This window comes from Pseudomonas sp. N2-3-1-14 (genome assembly GCF_041228395.1).
Classification (GTDB): Bacteria; Pseudomonadota; Gammaproteobacteria; order Pseudomonadales; family Pseudomonadaceae; genus Aquipseudomonas.
Map to the genome: position 1 here is coordinate 2,209,615 of NZ_CP166199.1, position 17,229 is coordinate 2,226,843.

General features: G+C 62.6%; 14 protein-coding genes. 2 read left to right on the forward strand and 12 right to left on the reverse strand.

What is annotated here, in order from left to right:
• Positions 1-4: 4 nt before the first annotated feature.
• The 10 genes from AB5I78_RS10350 to AB5I78_RS10395 all read right to left on the reverse strand — a co-directional run bounded on the left by AB5I78_RS10350 (position 5) and on the right by AB5I78_RS10395 (position 13,620).
• A complete protein-coding gene (locus AB5I78_RS10350; RefSeq protein ID WP_262206288.1) occupies positions 5-1,342 on the reverse strand; it encodes a cellulase family glycosylhydrolase in 1,338 nt (445 codons plus the stop codon).
• Positions 1,332-2,522, reverse strand: a complete 1,191-nt coding sequence (locus tag AB5I78_RS10355; protein WP_145163277.1) for a glycosyltransferase — start codon at positions 2,520-2,522, stop codon at positions 1,332-1,334. Before AB5I78_RS10355 ends, AB5I78_RS10350 begins: the two co-directional genes overlap by 11 nt.
• The gene (locus AB5I78_RS10360; protein WP_242201647.1) at positions 2,522-4,513 is read right to left on the reverse strand and encodes an exopolysaccharide transport family protein; all 1,992 of its coding nucleotides are present in this window, start codon (positions 4,511-4,513) and stop codon (positions 2,522-2,524) included. The genes AB5I78_RS10355 and AB5I78_RS10360 overlap by 1 nt, the downstream gene beginning before the upstream one ends.
• 14 nt (positions 4,514-4,527) lie before the next feature.
• Positions 4,528-5,304 (reverse strand): polysaccharide biosynthesis/export family protein, encoded by a 777-nt coding sequence (locus tag AB5I78_RS10365; protein WP_145163281.1) that lies wholly within the window; start codon positions 5,302-5,304, stop codon positions 4,528-4,530.
• A gap of 29 nt (positions 5,305-5,333) precedes the next feature.
• The gene (locus tag AB5I78_RS10370) at positions 5,334-6,245 is read right to left on the reverse strand and encodes a glycosyltransferase family 2 protein (protein WP_369303310.1); all 912 of its coding nucleotides are present in this window, start codon (positions 6,243-6,245) and stop codon (positions 5,334-5,336) included.
• 1 nt (position 6,246) lies between these two features.
• Positions 6,247-7,707 carry a mannose-1-phosphate guanylyltransferase/mannose-6-phosphate isomerase gene (locus AB5I78_RS10375; protein ID WP_369303311.1) on the reverse strand — a complete coding sequence of 487 codons (1,461 nt, stop codon included), beginning with the start codon at positions 7,705-7,707 and terminating at the stop codon, positions 6,247-6,249.
• Positions 7,707-9,146, reverse strand: a complete 1,440-nt coding sequence (locus tag AB5I78_RS10380; protein WP_242201640.1) for an undecaprenyl-phosphate glucose phosphotransferase — start codon at positions 9,144-9,146, stop codon at positions 7,707-7,709. Before AB5I78_RS10380 ends, AB5I78_RS10375 begins: the two co-directional genes overlap by 1 nt.
• 429 nt (positions 9,147-9,575) lie before the next feature.
• On the reverse strand, positions 9,576-12,062 hold the full coding sequence (locus AB5I78_RS10385; protein ID WP_369303312.1) for a TonB-dependent siderophore receptor: 2,487 nt from the start codon (positions 12,060-12,062) through the stop codon (positions 9,576-9,578).
• Positions 12,063-12,167: 105 nt separating this feature from the next.
• Complete coding sequence (locus AB5I78_RS10390) at positions 12,168-13,118, reverse strand: FecR domain-containing protein (RefSeq protein ID WP_369303313.1); 951 nt, start codon at positions 13,116-13,118, stop codon at positions 12,168-12,170.
• Positions 13,105-13,620: a sigma-70 family RNA polymerase sigma factor gene (locus tag AB5I78_RS10395; protein WP_242201634.1), complete on the reverse strand. Its 516-nt coding sequence runs from the start codon at positions 13,618-13,620 to the stop codon at positions 13,105-13,107. Before AB5I78_RS10395 ends, AB5I78_RS10390 begins: the two co-directional genes overlap by 14 nt.
• Positions 13,621-13,791: 171 nt before the next feature.
• Here AB5I78_RS10395 and AB5I78_RS10400 point away from each other — a divergent pair, with 171 nt between their 5' ends.
• The gene (locus AB5I78_RS10400; protein WP_369303314.1) at positions 13,792-14,421 is read left to right on the forward strand and encodes a LysE family translocator; all 630 of its coding nucleotides are present in this window, start codon (positions 13,792-13,794) and stop codon (positions 14,419-14,421) included.
• A gap of 9 nt (positions 14,422-14,430) precedes the next feature.
• On the opposite strand, the gene inhA is transcribed toward AB5I78_RS10400, so the two are convergent.
• On the reverse strand, positions 14,431-15,111 hold the full coding sequence (gene inhA, locus AB5I78_RS10405) for an isonitrile hydratase (RefSeq protein WP_145163298.1): 681 nt from the start codon (positions 15,109-15,111) through the stop codon (positions 14,431-14,433).
• An 89-nt stretch (positions 15,112-15,200) separates the two neighbouring features.
• Here inhA and AB5I78_RS10410 point away from each other — a divergent pair, with 89 nt between their 5' ends.
• On the forward strand, positions 15,201-16,169 hold the full coding sequence (locus AB5I78_RS10410; RefSeq protein ID WP_145163300.1) for a GlxA family transcriptional regulator: 969 nt from the start codon (positions 15,201-15,203) through the stop codon (positions 16,167-16,169).
• A gap of 140 nt (positions 16,170-16,309) precedes the next feature.
• Here the strand turns inward: AB5I78_RS10410 and AB5I78_RS10415 are convergent, their stop codons facing one another.
• Positions 16,310-17,215, reverse strand: a complete 906-nt coding sequence (locus tag AB5I78_RS10415; protein ID WP_369303315.1) for an alpha/beta fold hydrolase — start codon at positions 17,213-17,215, stop codon at positions 16,310-16,312.
• Positions 17,216-17,229: the final 14 nt, after the last annotated feature.

Sequence of the window (17,229 nt, forward strand, 5' to 3'; positions counted from 1 at the left end):
GGCTTCAGTCCCATAACAGAATTTGCAGGTTCGACTTGACCGGGACGGTCAGCCCATGGGTGCCGCTTACCGGGGTTTGCGTGCCGCGCAGCGGGTCGTACAGGGTGGCGCTGGTGAGGCCAGGCAAGTGCGCGTTGCCGCCTTCGGCCGACCAGAAGAACCACAGTTTGCGGCCGTCGGCGCGGGTCCAGCCGATGCTGAACAAACCATCGGGCAATTGGTCGGCGGCGGGCGGATCGCCGGGCGTGAGCTGCGGCCCGCTCACATCGAGGAAGTTCTTCAAGGCGGTATAGACCGGCTTGGGGTTGGCGTCGATGTCGAGCAGGCCATAGAACTGGTCACGCACACTGGCGCGCTGGTCGAGGTCGCTCAAGGTGAACAGAAAGATCCGGTCGTAATCCATCGCGCTCATCAGTGCCACCCGGCGTACCACATAGTCAGCCTGGCCCTGCAGGGTGATCAGGTCCTGGGCATCTTTTGGCCCGGGGTAGTTTGACCAGCCCCACTCGGTGCTCCACAGCGTTTGCACGCCACTATTGCGCAGCGTCTGGTTGAGCGCGGTGGTTTTGGCGATGAAGTCCAGGTTGGACGGGTCGTTACCCTCGGGCAGCTGCGTATAGGGATGGTAGGAAATCACCGTGTTCAGGCTGGCCACACCCATGGCGCCAAGGGCGCCGAGGGCGTCGAGCATGGTCTGGCCATTGGGCATTTCGCTGAAAAACGCCATGCCGGCAGCCACCACCGGTTTGTTCGCATCCACCGCGCGCAAAGCGGATGCGGTGGCTGTCAACAAGGCGACGTAGCCAGCGGGGTCGGCCACCGGGCGCCAGAAGCCGAGCAAATTAGGCTCGTTCCACACCTGCCACGCATTGACGCTGGGGTAGCGTTGCGACAACAGCGCCATGCGGTTGGCGAACACGTTCAGATCTTTGGGCGGGTATTGGTCCTGATAGGGCGCACCGGCCGGCGCGGTGGTCGCGAAGGGCGCCGAACCGACGAGGTAAAACACCGACTTGAGCTGATTGGCTTGCAGGTTGCCAACCAGTTGATCAAGGGTTGCGACCTGATACTGGCCCTGGACCGGCTCCAGCTGGTCCCAGTGCAAATCCAGGCGTACCCATTCCAGGCCCAGTGCCTTGAGGCGGTCGATCTGCCGTTGATACAGCGTCGGGCTGAACCACAGGAACTGCGCGTTCACGCCCAGAAAATCCTTCCACACCACCACCTTGTTGCCCTTGAGCACATGGTTTTCGGCGTCAGCCTGGCGGCCCCACAGGAAGACCGTCAGGCCCAGTGCGGCAATCACCGCAAGGGTCGCAAGGTAGGTCCGTTTACGCGGCATAAGGGGCTCCCGCAATCGCCTGCTCAAAGAGGTGCTTGAACTTCTGCGCGGTCAACGGCCACAGGCGTTCGCGGCCAATTTCCCCGGCCCGTTCGGCCCAGTCGCGGGCCAGCGACGGCGTGCGCGCCAGGCGCAGCAGTTGTTGGCTCAACGCCGCCACATCGCCTTGGGGATAGATCGCGCCGTTGCCGCTGGCGACTTCTTCGGCAAACGCACGCGCATCCGAGGTGATCGCCCCGCGGCCGCACGCAGCGGCCCAGGACAGCGCGCCGCTGGTGCCGCGCTGGCGCCCCAGCAGGCCGAGTTTTTTTGATTCGCGATACGGCAGCACCATCACGTGGTGCGCCTGGATCGTCTGTGCAATCTCGCTGGCCGGCAAGTTCAGCCGCCAGTCGATGGCGCCCACCAGGCCGAGTTCGGCGATCTGGCGGTTGAGCTGCTCAAGGTAGTTGCCGCCCGCGCCAAACGCCATTTCGGCGGCAGTGCCACCGGCCAGGGTCAGTCGCACACGGTCACGCAATTCGGGGGCTTGCTTGAAGACGTCGGCCAGCGCTTGCAGCAGGTCTTCAATGCCTTTGCCACGGTAGATAAAACCGAAGTACAGCAGGTGCAGGGTGTCCAGCGCCGGTAACGGCGCGGGAGCAATGGCCAGGTTGGCGTGGTTGATCACCGCCACTTTGCCGGCCGGCAGTTGCATGCGTTGGCTCAGGCAATCGGCGCCCAGGCGCGTGAGGGTGATCAGCCGCGTCAGGCCTTGGGCGACATGGCGTTCTTCGCGCAAGGTCAGCGGGTCGGCCAGCACCACTGCCGCTTGCGGCAATGGGCTGGGCAAACGTTCCAGCAGGTTCAGCGGGAAGGGCAGCTGCTCGCGTCGCCAGACGATACGTTCAGGGTCGTGCACGGTCGCCGTCAGCGGCAATTCGGGGTAGGCCTTGCGCAGCTCGCGCAGGGCCAGAAACTCCCCCAGCCGGCCGCCGCCCAGCTCGGCGTGCACCAGCTCCACACTGCGCCAGTCGAAGGCGGCGATGGCCTGGCGGATGGCTTCGCTGTTGCCTTCCACGCCGCTCAACGGTGTCGCCACCGTCACGCCCAGCTGCTCCAGGGCCGTCTTGAAGTGGTTCGCGTAGTCGGCGATCCCGTTTTTCTCCGGCGGCAAAGGGGCGAGCAGGGCGATGCGCATCAGAACGCCCCCCGGTATTTGGCAATGGTTTTAAGCACCCTGGCCGGCACTTCGAATTTGCGTCGGTTGATGATGATGCCGTCCACCTTGCCAAACGCGGTGTTGAGGATCGACAGCGCGTGCTCCACCACCGGCACTGTGCTTTTCTGTGCTTCCACCACCAGGGCAATCAGGTCAGCGCGGCGCAGGTTGATAAAGGCGTCGCGGTTGTCCAGCAGTGCAGAGGCGTCCAGCAGTACCACTTCGCCCGGGGCGGCCGGTTCGACGCCGCCAACCCGCACCCTGATGCCGTTTTCCTGCAGCAAGTGGCGCAGTTGCTCCACCACAAAGGTCACCCCTTCGCCGTGACGCGCCGAGGTCAACCCCAGGGTCAGGCCTTGCTCGGCCACGCGGTCCAATTGCAGCAAGCCGTACAGGCGGTAAATGCTCGCATTGAACGCGTTGGTGCTCTGCGCGGTGCTGGTGTCCAGCTCCGGCAAGGTCGTCCACAGGGGCAGGCCGAACTTGCGCTCCACCAGCCCGCCATCGTGAATGCGCTGGTCCAGCAGGTAGCACAGGTAGATCACCAGCAAACCGACGACGATGGCAAACGGGATCGCCAACAGCAGCATCAGCAGGGTTTTCGGGAAGATGCGGCCAGGGTTGAGGGTGGCTTCTTCGATCACCGCAATGTTGCTGATCTGGCTGCTATCGAGCTCACGGTCGATGCGCGATTTTTCCAGGTTGTCCACATACAGCGCATAGTTGCGTTCGGTGGCGCTCAGCTCGCGAGAAAGACGCGCCAGTTCCGGTTCAATCTCCAGGGCCTGCTTGCGCTGGGCTTCGAGGTTCACCAGCTGTTTCTGCTGTTGCACAAGCTGAGTGCGCAGGGCCAGGTTGTTGCTCGACTCGTCCAGCAGCACGCGCTGCAAGTGAATTTCCAAGGTGTTCGGCGCGCGGTTTTCGGAGGCCTGTACCGTGTTGCTTTCATTCGCGACCTGGGCCTGCATCGCCAGAATCGACGCGTCCAGGGCTTTGACGGGCGGCGCGTTGTCGGTGTAGGTGCGCATCATGTCGGCCTTTTCCAGCAGCTTCTGGTTAAGCAGGCGCCGCAAATCCTGCTGCTGCGGGTTCAGTGCGATCTGGCGCACCGTGGTGACTTCCTTGGGCTGACCCTTGAGCTGGTCGCGGGTGCTCTGGATGGCGCTGTCGGAAGACGCAATCAGGCGCGTGGTGTTGAAGGTCTCGCCGCGCAACACGTTGATGCGCTCAGACAAGTCTTCCAGGCGATCGGTGATGCTTGCCGCGCCGATCTCGTTCAAGTGCTTGAGGATTTGCTCCTTGTAGCTCTTGATCTCGGTGGCGCTGGTGTTCACCTGACCTTCATAGAAGGCGTAGAGGCTCTTGCGCCCCAGGGCCTGGGTGCGTTCGGTGATGTACGTGTCGACCCAATCCTTGACCACTTGCTGGGCGATTTGCGGGTCACCCCAGGTAAAGCTGATGTCCATCACCGTGGAACCCACGGCATGGCTGACCTCGAAGTTTTTCTCCAGGCTCGCCGCCAGGCGTTCCACCGGCGTGGTTTTTTCGAGGATGCCGACGGTTTCCAGCACCACGCGAATACCGTCGAACACCGCGCCCACGCCTTCCTTGACGTAATACTTGCTGCGCTTCCAGAAGCCTTCCGGCGGCGGCGCGTTGGCGATGACTTCCAGGTAATGCTCGGCCACCGTGCGCACGATCGGGCGACCGGTCAGCAAGCGCTCTTCGTCGACAATCGGGTCACGCTGGGTGCTGGGCATGACCAGCGCCTGACGGTTGCTGATCTCGATGGGCAAGGTCGAATCGCGCCCCGGCTTGACCAGCAGGCGCGCGGTGGATTCGTACTTGGCGGGCAGCAAAAAGGCTCCCAGCAAAATGATCACCAGCGCCGCGATGGCTGCCAGTTTGAACTCATGCCGGAAGATGAAGAACAGGCGCAGAAGATCACGAAAAGAACGGATCTCGATCATGGGATGTCGCTCCTTCAGTTATTGCCGCCGCTGGTTTTGGTGTAGTTGTAGCCAACCCCAATGGATTTGGTGAACGGGATCAGTTGGTTCAAGTAGGTATCCACCCCTTGGATGCGCTCGCCGACGTTGGATTTAGGCACGAACACCACATCCCCGCGTTGCAAGTGCACCGGTTTACGCCCGTTCGGGCCGGGTTTGAGGTATTGGCTGAAGTCCAGGAAGTAGGCGTGGTAGGCGCCCTGAGCATCTTCGCGCAGCAGCGCGACCATGCTGGCATTGCCCGAAGGGTTCACCCCGCCGGCGCCGACAATCGCTTGCTCCAGGGTGTTGGCCGTGCCGAGTTGCACCGCCGTCGGGTTATTCACCGCGCCGCCGACGATCACCGAATTGCCCGGCGCCTGGTTGATGTTCACCGTCACCCGCGGCTCGCGGTAGACCGGCGCGAGCTTGTTGCTCAGCTCCGCAGCCAGTTCCGATGGCTGACGCCCGGCGACCTGGATCGGCCCCAGGAACGGGTAGTTGATCTTGCCGTCGGTCTGCACCGTGTACAGCGTCAGCTCATAAATGGTGCTGACGTTGAACGCCGACAGCGTCGGCATCTCGCCGGCATCGCGCACGATCCGCAGCTGATCGCCGATGCGGATACGTTCCACGGCCGGCGGCAGCTGCGCCAACTGGTCGAGGGCGCGTTTGCCGTCCTCGACGGTCTTGTCATCCGGCGGGACAATGCGTGCCGGCGTATTGCAGGCGGCCAAGGCCATCACGGCCAGGAGGAGCACGGTTTTTTTCATAAGGGCGGACTTCCTGTTAGTCATGCTGCTCACCTCCAATAACCGGGGAACATGCTGATGCGCCGCTTGAGGGCGAGGGGGAGCCGGCGTTCCTGTTGGCCCAGCCGATAGCCGAGCAACTTGAACGCGCTGCGCACCAGTACTTCGGGTACGCGGTGCAATGCACCGGCTGCGCGCAATGCCGCGAGCTCAGCCAGTACATAGCGTTTACCTTCACCGCCGGCATCGCCAAACGCCTGGCGAATCCACGGCTCGCGACCGTAGAACACGCCAATGTCGAAGTAGCGGTGAAACTCATCCATGAGTCGGTAATCGTGGGAGTGGTACACCCGCGCCGTGGCGGCGTAGCGCACCGTGTAGCCTTCAAGCAGCATGCGCGCAGCGACGTAGGCGTCTTCGCTGCCGATCACATCGGCGGGAAAACCGCCGACCGCCTGCAGGGCGCTGCGTCGGTACACGCAAAACGAGTCGGAGCTGAAGCAGGTCTTGATCCCCAACTGCGGCGCATCGGCCAGGCGCTTGCTACGGCTGTGTGGCGGGTAGTTGAAGTGCCGCGACTGCGCGCCCAGCACACCGGCGCCGGGGTGCGGCAATTGGCGGCCGTAGGCCACGCCGTTGAGCGGATCTTGCTGCAATTCTTCGAGCAGGTTGGCGAAGGTCTCGGGGTCTGCGGGGATCGCGTCCTGGGTCATCACGATCAGCGCCTCGCCGTTCACCTGTTCACTGGCCCAGCGCCGTGTGCCGCCGTGGTTGAAATCGCGGGCGTCGATCACCTCGACCCGGGCGCCGAACTCGCGAAAGCGCGCCACGGTGTCATCGCTGGAAGCGCTGTCGACCACCAGCATTTCGTCCGGTTGCAGCGTCTGCATGTTCAGCGCAGGCAGCAGCCGCGCCAGGTGACTGGACGCGTTGCGGGTCGGGATGATCAACGAGGTGCGCATGTCACTTTTTCACTTCTGCGGGCGCACGCCCGTAGATGTCGTCAAAGCGCACGATGTCGTCTTCGCCCAGGTACTCACCGCTCTGCACCTCGATCATCACCAGGTCGATGATGCCGGGGTTGGTCAGGCGGTGTTTGTGCCCGGCCGGAATGTACGTGGACTCGTTGGCGTTGATCAGGAATTCGCGCTCACCATTGGTGATCTGCGCCGCGCCGCTGACCACCACCCAGTGTTCGCTGCGGTGGTGGTGCATCTGCAACGACAGTGACGCCTGGGGCTTGACCACGATGCGCTTGATCTTGAAGCGGCTGCTTTCCTCCAGCACCGTGTAGGTGCCCCACGGCCGGGTGACGGTGCGGTGCAGGCTGTACGCCGGATGATTCTGGCGCTTGAGTTCGGCGACGATGTAACGCACATCCTGGCTGCGGTTGGCGTCAGCGATCAGCAGCGCATCCGGAGTGTCGACAATGATCAGGTCGTGTACGCCAACGGCGCCAAGCACGCGCTTGGGTGAGTCGATGTAGCAGTTGTGCACGTCATGCAAAATCGCTTCGCCATTGACCTGGTTGCCGTGGGCGTCGCTGGGCGTGAGCTGGCGCAGCGCCTCCCAGGAACCGATGTCGCTCCAGCCGATGTCGCAGGGCACCACGGCGACTTTCTGGGACTTTTCCATCAGCGCCACGTCGATGGAAATGTCCGGTGCGCTGCCGAAGGCGTCCGAGTCCAGTTCGCGCTGGCGCGAGGTTTTGTTTTGCAGGCTCTGGCTGTGGTCCAGTGCGGCTTTGGCGGCCGTCAGCACGTCGGGGGCATGGGCGGTGAGTTCCTCCACCAGGGTGCTGGCCTTGAAGCAGAACATGCCGGCGTTCCACAGGTGTTTGCCGCCGTCGAGGTAGGCTTGGGCGGTGGCCTGGTCGGGTTTTTCGACGAAGCGTTTGACCCGGTTGCCGGTGCCCAGCGCGTCGCCTTTTTCGATGTAGCCAAAGCCGGTTTCCGGATGGTCGGGCTGGATGCCGAAGGTCACCAGATAACCGGCTTCGGCCAGGTCGCGGGCCTGGGTGACGGCTTCGGCAAACGCGACTTCATTTAGGATCAGATGGTCGGCGGGCATCACCAACATTTGCGCCTGATCACCGAAATGTTCCTGCACATGCAGCGCCGCCACCGCAATGGCCGCCGCCGTATTGCGCCCGAATGGCTCCAGCAACAGGTCCAGAGGCAAGTGGGCCTTGTTGACCACGCGGTAGTCATCCAGGGTGCGAAACAGCAGGTCGCGGTTGGTCACCGTGAGCACGCTTTCGACGCCGGGCAGTTTGGCGGCGCGCTGAAAGGTTTTTTGCAGCAGGCTCTGGCCGTCACGCATGCGCATGAAAGGCTTGGGCATGTTCTGGCGCGACACCGGCCACAGCCGCGTGCCCGAACCACCGGAAATAATGCAGGGAATTAATCCGTTGAGGGTATTCATCAATAGACTTCCTTGGTGGAGAGGACGGCTGGGACCGTCATGAAGACGATGTACAAGTCAAACCACACCGACCACTTGGAGATGTACTCCAGGTCGTACTCGACACGTTTCTGGATCTTGTACAGGGTGTCGGTTTCACCCCGGTAGCCGTTGATCTGCGCCCACCCGGTGATGCCCGGTTTGACCCGATGCCGCGAACTGTACTCGCTCACCGCCACCTCGAACGGAACGCCGGCAGCCTTGGTCGCGGTGGCATGCGGGCGCGGGCCCACCATCGACATGTTGCCCTGCAGCACGTTGAACAACTGCGGCAGCTCGTCGATGCTGGTCTTGCGAATGATGCGGCCCACCCGCGTGATGCGCGGGTCCTTGCGGGTGGTCTGTTGCTCGGCGGTGAAGTCGCTCTGGTCGGTGAACATCGAGCGGAACTTGAACACGCGAATCTCGTTGTCGTTGTAGCCATAACGGTTCTGGCGAAACAGCACCGGCCCCTTGGAATCGAGCTTGATCGCAATCGCCGTTGCCAGCATCACCGGCGACAGCGCCACCAGGGCCATGCTCGCCAGCAGCAAATCTTCACAGCGCTTGATCACCGGCGACCAACCGCGCAAGGGCAGCTGTGAGGTGTTGAACATCAGGATGCCGCCCACGTCTGTGATGCGGCTGTGGCCGTAGCGCAGCGCGGCCATGTCGGGCACCAGCATGACGTTCACCGACAACTGGCGCAGGCGATTGACCAGGCCGTGGATACGCTGCTCGGCAGCCCAGGGCAGGCAGATCATCACTTGGTTGACCTGCTCGGCGCGGATCAGTTTTTCCAGGTCGCGGGTGTTGCCCAGCAAGGGCAGGCTGCTCAATTCCTTGGGGATGCGCTCGGTGCGGTCGTCGATGAAACCGATCAGGCCGGAGCGGATATCGCCATTGCGTTGCAGGTGGTCGGCAACGTGCACGGCGGTGTCGGTGAAGCCCAGGATTACAGTGCGCTGCAGGTATTTGCCCTTGCGCATCAGGTTGCGGTACAGGCGCAGCATCACCAGGCGTTCAATGCCGAACAGCGCCAGGCTGGCGAAGTACCACGCCACCAGGTTGCGCGGCGTCAATTGCGGGAAGAACTGCAGGATCTGGTACATGAACAGCAAGATGCAGAACGCCGCCGACCAGGCGACTATCTTGGCCCGCAGGCGCAGGCGATTGCTGAACAGCTCTTCGGAATAGATGCCCAGAGCCTGGAACAGAATGATGGTCATGATCGCAAAAAACAGCAGCAGACCAAGGAAGTGGGAACGCAGCTCTGGAGCCAGTGGGTCGAGGAACAACACCAACACCAATGGCGGCAAGATGGCAGTCAGGCCATGGATCAACTTGACGAAAACAACAAAAAATTCAACAAAACCAGCGCGGGTCAGAAACAGGCTATCGACTGAAGACTTTTCTCGCATAAACATCCCTCATTGCACTCCAGACCTACTATTCGGCTGTTTGGTCCATCGGCAGCAGGCTGCGTGAAGGAGGGCAAGTCGAACGATGGCTACTCTGGGTAAAACGCAACTATTTCATCCAAGTGAAGCCATCCAAATGAAGGAAACTTGCGGGGCTAGTGACTTAAGGAGTGTTCCTTTTCTGTTACTCAGTCAATTTTTTGACTGTGGCGCAAAGGTTGCATGCCAGACACGTTAAGCTGAGTTTTTCGTCGCATTTTATTGACTTTCCTTGCTCGAACACGCGGTGAAGAGGTGTGATTTTGAGTGTAGGAACAAATGTGAGAATTTTCCTGCCAGATGCACAAACCTTTTTCGAATAGAGGTAGGAAAAGGGGACAAGGACGCGGTGACAGAGCGCCTGATGCCTGCCACCGGGGACATCGGGGGTTAGAAGTTGCCTTTCACACTCAGGGTAAAATTGCGCGGTTCACCGTAAAAGTTGCCCCAGGCGGCGGTGCCCACGGTTTGATAATAGTGTTTGTCGAAAACATTGTTACCGTTGAGCGCCACGGTCCAGGTGTCGTCTACGCGATAGGCCAGGCGCGCACTCCACACCGCATAACCGGCCTGTTCGAGCTTGATGCCTTGCACGCGGTAGTTGCTGCTCTGGGCGTTGACGCCGGTGCCCACGCTCCATTTCGACAGCGCGCCATCCAGTTGGTAGTCACCCCACATGCGCAGCATATGCCGGGGCACGTAGCTGTTGGACACGCCACCTTCCACGGCGCTGTCGATGTTCTTCAGGGTTTTGGTCTGGGTATAGGTGTAGCCGCCAAACACCTGCAGGCGCTCGAGCAATTCACCACTGACTTCGGCTTCTACACCCTGGGCGCGGGTCTTGCCGGTGTCGCTGTAGCAATAACCGTCGGAGGACGTCGGGCAGACGCTGAGGTAGTCGGTTTCAGCCGTGTTTTTCTGCACGGCGCGAAACAGCGCAAGGGAGCTGTTGAGGCGCCCCTCGAACCATTCGCCCTTGATCCCCAGCTCGTAGTTGTCACCGATCTGCGGCTTGAGTGCCGCGCCGTCGACCGTGGCGTAGGAACTTTGTGGCTGGAAGATATCGGCGTAGCTGGCGTACACCGAGAGGTGTTCGTCGAGGTCATAAATCAGTGCGGCAAACGGTGTGACTTCGCCGGTTTCCCGGGTGCGCGCGTCCTGCACGGCCCATTCGCCCCAGGCCAGGTTGTTGGACTGGCGGCGGTTCTCATACCAGCTCACGCGGCTGCCGACGATAAATAACAACGGTTCGGCCAGGCGCAGGCGCAACGTGGCGTAGGTGCCGTATTGGGTGGCGGTTTCCTTGACCGTGCCGCCGCGGTACATGTTGGGCCAGAAGGTATCGTTGGCGGGTTCCGCAAGGTGGTGGTCGGGCTGGTAGATGTTCACGCGCGTCGGCAGGTTCTGGATTGCATACACATCATCCTGGGTGCCCCGGCTGCCGTTGGCGCCAATGATCAGTTCGTGTTCGAGGCCGAAGGCTTCGAACTTGCCGTCCAGGTAGGCGTCAAGGCCGAAGTCGCGGTGGTCGTAATCCATCAAGGCTGCGTAGGAGTTGGCCGTCGGTGCCGGGTTGCCATAGGCGATGGTGCCTTCGCTGGCGGCGTATTTGATGTCTTGCAGGTTGCGGCTGTGCACGGCCGCCACGTTGAGTGTCCAGTCATCGCTGAAGTGGTGGGTGAGGTCGGCGAAGAACGTGGCGCGCTGGCTTTGCCAGTCGTTCCAGGATTGGCCCAGGCAGGTGGAGCGGCTGAGCTTGGCGCTTTTGCCGTCGCTGTAGCGCGGCAAGCCGCCCCAGCAGGGCGAGGCATCAACGTCTTCATAGCTGGCGCCGACGCCCAGGGTGGTGTCGGCGTCGAGGTCGAAATCCAGTGCCGCGTAGACCGCCTGGTCCTGGCGCTTGGCGATATCCATATACGACCCGCGCGTTTGCTGGCTGACGGCCGCGCGGCCGCGCACGGTGCCACTGTCATTCAGTGCGCCGCCGGTGTCGAGGTCGGCGCGGTAGTTGTCCCAGGTGCCGGCGGACAGCGACAGGCTGGTGGTGGGTTTGGCTTGGGGCCGCTTGCGCACAAAATTCACCGCGCCGCTGGCGGTGCCGGCGCCCTTGAGCATGCCGGCTGCACCCTTGAGCACTTCCACCCGGTCATAAATCGCCATGTTGGCGGTAAAGCTGTCGGCCTGTACGTAGTCCTTGCCCATGTCCAGAGGCACGCCGTCGTACTGGTACTGGCCGAGCATCTTGAAACCCCGGGAGTAGAAATACTTGCCGCCCATGGGCGACTCATAGGTGGTGATGCCCGGTGTGCGCTCCATGACGTCATCGATGGTGGTGACGTTCTGATCGTCCATCAATTGACGGGTCATCACACTGACCGATTGCGGGGTTTCTCGCAGGCTGTGTTCGCCTTTGCCGATCGTCACCGCACCGGTGGTGTAGGCGCCGGTGCCGTCGGTTGTGGCCCCTGCGCGGGCGCCGGTGACGGTGGTGGCGCTCAGGTTGAGCGCGCCGGATTCGGCCATTTGCGGCAGCAACAGCCAGGTGCTTGCACCCTGGCGCTGAGCTTGCAGGTGTTGCCCGCGCAGCAGCTGGTTCAACGCTTGCTCGCGGTCAAGGTTGCCGGTCAGGCCCTGGCTGGACTTGCCGGCGACGCTGGTGGCGTCGTACGACAGGCTGATGCCGGCCTGGCGGGCGAACTGGTCCAGCGCGTTGGCCAGGGCGCCTGGAGCGATGTGCCAATCGCGCGCCTGATTATCGACGGCAGGTGTGTCGGCCATCACGGCCGAGGGCAGGCCACCTCCGCTGAGGCAGGCGCCGAGCACGGCGGCCTGCACCGTGCGCTTGAGGGAAGAACGTTGGGAGGGAAACGCTTGCATGACCGCGGAATGCTCCTGAAGGAAGTGGACAGAACCGGCCTGTTGATCGGCCTTTCCTTACAGGTCGAGCGGCAATGAGCATTCACCTCATTTATTTTTCAGTACTTACACGCGAGGGGCGACGGTGACCCAGTAGCGGCTGCGGTAGTGAATGCTCACCGGCAACGATTGCGCCACCAGGCTCAACACCTGATCGGTGTCGTCCAGTTGGTACGTGCCCGACACGCGCAGGCTGGCTACCGCTTCGCTGCAACGCACCAGGCCGTTGCGGTAGCGGCTCAGTTCGGCGAGGAAGTCGTCCAGGCGCATGTTGTGGGCGCTGATCACACCTTCGCTCCAGGCCCAGGGATCCAGGCCGTTGGCAATCGATGGGCGAATGCCGTGGCGGTCGAACAGTATGTGTTCACCTGCTTTGACGATGTGGCGGGCGTTGGATGAATGCTTGTCGACATACACCGCCACGGCGCCTTGCTGCACATCGAGCAAGGTGCCTTGAGAGGCCTCGCGCAGCAGAAACCGCGTGTCGAGGGCGCGCAGAAAACCATCGCGAGTCTGTACCCACAACGGCCGGCTGTCGGCACTGCTATTGACCCGTATCTCGCCCTGAAGCAGCTGCACCTGACGCCGCTCGGCAGTGAAGGCGGTGTCGATCGCGCTGGCGCTGTTGAGCTGCACCTGGCTGCCATCGCTCAACGTGACCCAGCGCCGTTCGCCGGTGGCCGTGCGGTAGTCGGCCAGCAAGGCGGGCAGGGGTGTGTAGTCGCGACCGAGCCAGGCCAGCCCGGCGGCGCCAGCCATCAGCCCCAACACTTTCAAACCTTCCCGGCGACTGATGCGTCGGCGCGCGCCATCCAGCGCATGGTGGCCGACGCGAGCGGGAACCTGGGCAAATTCATCATGCATGCTCGCTACGCGTTGCCACACCCGCTGATGCTCGGCGCTGGTCTGCAACCACTGCTCGAACGCGGCGGTGCTGGCGTCATCGGCGACGTTGAAACGCAGCTTTATCATCCACTGGATAGCCTGGTCGAGCAGGCGCGGGTCAACGTTCGGCATACCGCAACCGGTAGCAGGCGTGCAGCGCTTTGGACAGGTCGCGCTCAACGGTGGCTTTGGACACGCCCAGGCGCAAGGCGATTTGCGCACACGTCAGGCCATCCAGTTGCGCCAGCAAAAAGGCTTCGCGTACGCGTGGCTTGAGCTGGTCGAGCAAGCGGTCGATGCGCTCCAGGCTGTCGAGGATCAAAAGCCGGGTCTCCTCTGACGGCACTTGCAGTTCCGGGAAGTGCGCGAGGCTCTCAAGGTAGGCGCGTTCCAGTTCGCGGCGCCGGTATTGGTCGATCATCAGACTGCGCGCGATGCTGCTCAGGTAAGCGCGCGGCTGCTGCAAGGTTTGCTGTTTGCGCGCGATGAGCAGGCGCATGAAGGTTTCCTGCGCCAGGTCGGCAGCGTGTTCACGGCAGCCGGTGCGCCGGCTTAACCAGCCGCGCAGCCACGAATGATGAGCCTGGTAGAGCTGGCCGAGGGTGGCAGGGTCCAGAGGGGGGTCGCTCGACATGGGCATCCTGCGCAACAGTCTCAATTGATAATGTTTCGCATTCTAGACGCTGGTTGTGGTCACGAGCAATCGCCCGGTGCCGTCATAAGCAAAGAATGTATCCAGCACAATTTTTTGTGCGCGCAAGGCTGGCCGATTAGCCTGCAGGCTTTTACGGCGCAGGGCTTGAGCATGATCGATCTTTCAACCTTGTTGGTGTTTTCAGGGGCAGTGGTGTTGCTGCTGCTATCGCCGGGGCCGAACATGGCGTTTGTTATCAGCCATGGCGTGAGTTATGGCTGGCGCGGTGGCGTGGCCTCGAGCCTGGGGATTTGCGTCGCGGACCTGCTGCTGACCGCGTTGACCGCCACCGGTGTCACGGCACTGGTCGCCAGTTGGCCGCCGTCGTTTGATGTGATTCGTTATGCCGGCGTCATTTACCTGCTGTGGCTGGTGTTCAAGACCTTGCAGAAAAGCCCGAGCCTGGACGCTGCCCAGGTGAAGCGCGTGCGCCTGGGCCGTGTGTTCGCACAGGCCATGCTCAACAGCCTGCTCAACCCCAAGGCACTGTTGTTTTTCATGGTGTTTTTGCCTCAGTTCGTCAGGCCGCAGGCCGGTTCCATCACGCTGCAACTGCTGATGCTGGGCGGCGTTCTGACGCTGATTGCCGGTGTATTTCACGCGATGCTGGGGATTTTTGGCGGCGCGCTCAGGCGCTTTTTTGCCGGCCGCGCACAGAGCGCCAGGCTCCAGAAATGGGGCCTGGCGACGGTGCTCATGCTGCTGGCCGCGCGGCTGGCGCTGATGTCTCGGCCAGCTTGACAGGGCACCTCAACCCAACCGAGCTGCCGCCCGTGCCACGACCTCGCCGCGCACGCGACGCGATTCGGCCGTACGCTTCCTGGCTTCTTCCAGTACGTGCGCGGGCGCGGTCTGCGGGCTGCCCGAATCGAACGGCGGGGCGGGCGCGTATTCGATCTGCAACTGCACCAGTTGCGCCGCGGCCTCGCTGTAGAGTTCGGCGGCCAGGGTTAGGGCAAAGTCGATTCCTGCCGTAATCCCGCCACCGGTCAGCAGGTTGCCGTCACGCACCACGCGCGCTTGCACCGCAATGGCGCCGAGTGGGGCGAGCAGGTCGTGATAGGCCCAGTGCGTGGTGGCCCTGCGACCGCGCAGTAAACCCGCCGCGCCGAGTACCAGCGAACCGGTGCACACCGAGGTCACGTAGCGTGCGGTCTGTGCCTGGGCTTTGAGGAAATCCAGGGTTTGCGGGTCTTCCATCAAGGCGCCGACGCCGGCACCGCCGGGCACGCAAATCACGTCCAGGCGCGGGCAGTCGGCGTACGTCATGGTCGGCGTAAACACCATGCCGGTGCTGGAGGTGACCGGCGCCAGGTCTTTCCACACCAGATGCAGTTGCACATCCGGCAGCGAACCCAGCACGTCGTAGGGGCCGGTGAGGTCCAATTGCTGGATACCGGGGAACAACACAAAGCCAATCTGCAAGGTCATCGATGAAGCTCCGATAAAGGGGTGGACGGCCTCACTCTAGAGGCCTAGGCTTTGGCGCATACGCCATTGAGCCCACAGATTACGCCAACATGACCCGAACCATTCACGTACTCGCCTTCAATAACGCCCAGGTGCTCGACGTGACCGGGCCATTACAGGTGTTCGCCACCACCAATGACCTGGCGCGCCAGCGCGGCCAGCCCTTGCCTTACGCGGTGTCGGTGATTGCCGCCCAGGCGGAACCGGTGATGACCTCTGCGGGCCTGGCCTTGGTGGCCGAGCCGCTGCCTGCGGCCGACGCGCCGTGCGACACGCTGGTGATCGCCGGCGGCTGGGGCGTGTATGGCGCCGCCGAAGATGCCGCGCTGGTCGATTGGGTCACGCAAAAAGCCCGGCACACCCGACGCATGACCTCGGTGTGCACCGGGGCTTTCCTGCTCGCCGCCAGCGGTTTGCTCGATGGTTGCCGCGTGGCCACCCACTGGACACGCTGCGAGGAACTGGCGCGCAAATTTCCGTCGCTGACGGTGGAGGCCAATCCGATTTTCATCCAGCAAGGCTCGGTGTGGACGTCCGCCGGCGTGACGGCCGGTATCGACCTGTGCCTGGCCCTGGTGGAAGAAGACCTGGGCCGCGCCGTGGCTCTGGAAGCGGCGCGGCACTTGGTGGTGTTCCTTAAACGCCCCGGTGGGCAAGCGCAATACAGCGTGGCGTTGTCCCTGCAAAAGGGCGACAGCCGCTTTGCCGACTTGCACGCCTGGATGGCCGAAAACCTCACCCTCGATCTGAATATTCCCACCTTGGCCGCCCAGGCCGGCATGAGCGAACGCAGCTTCGTGCGGCACTACCGCGCCGAAACCGGCCAGACCCCGGCGCGCGCAGTCGAACTGATCCGTGTAGAAACTGCGCGTCGGCAGTTGGCCGACAGCACGGCGTCGATCAAACGTATCGCGGTGCAGTGCGGTTTTGGCTGCGAGGAAACCCTGCGGCGCAGTTTCCTGCGGGCACTGGAAGTCACGCCCCAGGCTTACCGTGAGCGCTTCTGCGCACCGACTTGAACAAAAACGTACACATTTTGCAGCGGGCTGGGCCTGTACATTTCCCACGGCATCATCGAAGCGGCGGCACGGTTTGGGCAAAAAGCGTGGAGGGGCAGGGCAGCGTGTTCAGTTTCAGGATCAAAGCTGCCCGGTAACGTTCAGGCCCGATCCAGCAATTCACAGATTGCCCTGAGGGTGGCCTGTGGCGCTTCCTGAGGAATGTTGTGGCCCACACCGGACAAGACTTCGCGTCGATAAAAACCGCTGAAATGTTCCTCGTCGTCATCCACCGCCGGGGCCGGGCCTACGCCGTCATCAGCGCCGCACAGCGAAATCGTCGGCACCGAAATCGGCGGCTGCGCGGCCAGTGCCTGCTCGATCGCCTCCAGCGCCGGGTCGCCCGGCGCGTAGGTGAAACGGTGGCGATAGGAATGAATCACCACGTCGACAAAGTCCGGGTTGTCAAACGACGGCGCCGTGCGGCCATACAGCCTCGGCCCCTCAGCCCAGGTCGGCGACCACAGCCGCCACAACAACTCGCAGAACTCACGGCGATTGGCGCTCAGGCCGTCCACGCCACGCTGGGTGTGAAAGTAAAACTGGTACCACAACCGATGCTCCGTTTCCGGCGCGCTCGGTTCAAGCGACTTGGCAATGTCCTGGATGTTGTAGCCATCCCCGGTCACCAACCCGCGCACTCGGTGCGGCCATAGAGCGGCGACGATACACGCGGCGCGTCCGCCCCAGTCGTAACCGGCGAGCGTGGCCTGCGCGAGGCCAAGGGCATCCATGAAATCCAGCAGGTCCTTGGCCAACGCCGCCTGTTGGCCGGAGCGCATCACCTGCGCGTTGATAAACCGCGTCGGGCCATAACCGCGCAGGTAAGGCACCAACACCCGACAACCGCGTTCGGCCAGGGCCGGCGCGATCTCATCGTAGCCCCGCGGGTCGTAAGGGAAACCATGCAGCAGGATCACCGGTTGGCCGTCTTCGGGGCCGTGGGCTTCGTAGGCGATTTCCAGCATCGGCGTACGGACATATAGCAGCGGGGCGAGCGTAGTCATGAGGGGCACTTATC

What these genes read in the sequence shown, in the direction of transcription:
- AB5I78_RS10415 (WP_369303315.1), bottom strand. Translation starts at nt 17,215, where the DNA reads ATGACTACGCTCGCCCCGCTGCTATATGTCCGTACGCCGATGCTGGAA.
- AB5I78_RS10375 (WP_369303311.1), bottom strand. Translation starts at nt 7,707, where the DNA reads ATGAATACCCTCAACGGATTAATTCCCTGCATTATTTCCGGTGGTTCG.
- AB5I78_RS10365 (WP_145163281.1), bottom strand. Translation starts at nt 5,304, where the DNA reads ATGAAAAAAACCGTGCTCCTCCTGGCCGTGATGGCCTTGGCCGCCTGC.
- AB5I78_RS10395 (WP_242201634.1), bottom strand. Translation starts at nt 13,620, where the DNA reads ATGTCGAGCGACCCCCCTCTGGACCCTGCCACCCTCGGCCAGCTCTAC.
- AB5I78_RS10360 (WP_242201647.1), bottom strand. Translation starts at nt 4,513, where the DNA reads ATGATCGAGATCCGTTCTTTTCGTGATCTTCTGCGCCTGTTCTTCATC.
- AB5I78_RS10355 (WP_145163277.1), bottom strand. Translation starts at nt 2,522, where the DNA reads ATGCGCATCGCCCTGCTCGCCCCTTTGCCGCCGGAGAAAAACGGGATC.
- inhA (WP_145163298.1), bottom strand. Translation starts at nt 15,111, where the DNA reads ATGACCTTGCAGATTGGCTTTGTGTTGTTCCCCGGTATCCAGCAATTG.
- AB5I78_RS10350 (WP_262206288.1), bottom strand. Translation starts at nt 1,342, where the DNA reads ATGCCGCGTAAACGGACCTACCTTGCGACCCTTGCGGTGATTGCCGCA.
- AB5I78_RS10410 (WP_145163300.1), top strand. Translation starts at nt 15,201, where the DNA reads ATGACCCGAACCATTCACGTACTCGCCTTCAATAACGCCCAGGTGCTC.
- AB5I78_RS10380 (WP_242201640.1), bottom strand. Translation starts at nt 9,146, where the DNA reads ATGCGAGAAAAGTCTTCAGTCGATAGCCTGTTTCTGACCCGCGCTGGT.
- AB5I78_RS10385 (WP_369303312.1), bottom strand. Translation starts at nt 12,062, where the DNA reads ATGCAAGCGTTTCCCTCCCAACGTTCTTCCCTCAAGCGCACGGTGCAG.
- AB5I78_RS10400 (WP_369303314.1), top strand. Translation starts at nt 13,792, where the DNA reads ATGATCGATCTTTCAACCTTGTTGGTGTTTTCAGGGGCAGTGGTGTTG.
- AB5I78_RS10390 (WP_369303313.1), bottom strand. Translation starts at nt 13,118, where the DNA reads ATGCCGAACGTTGACCCGCGCCTGCTCGACCAGGCTATCCAGTGGATG.
- AB5I78_RS10370 (WP_369303310.1), bottom strand. Translation starts at nt 6,245, where the DNA reads ATGCGCACCTCGTTGATCATCCCGACCCGCAACGCGTCCAGTCACCTG.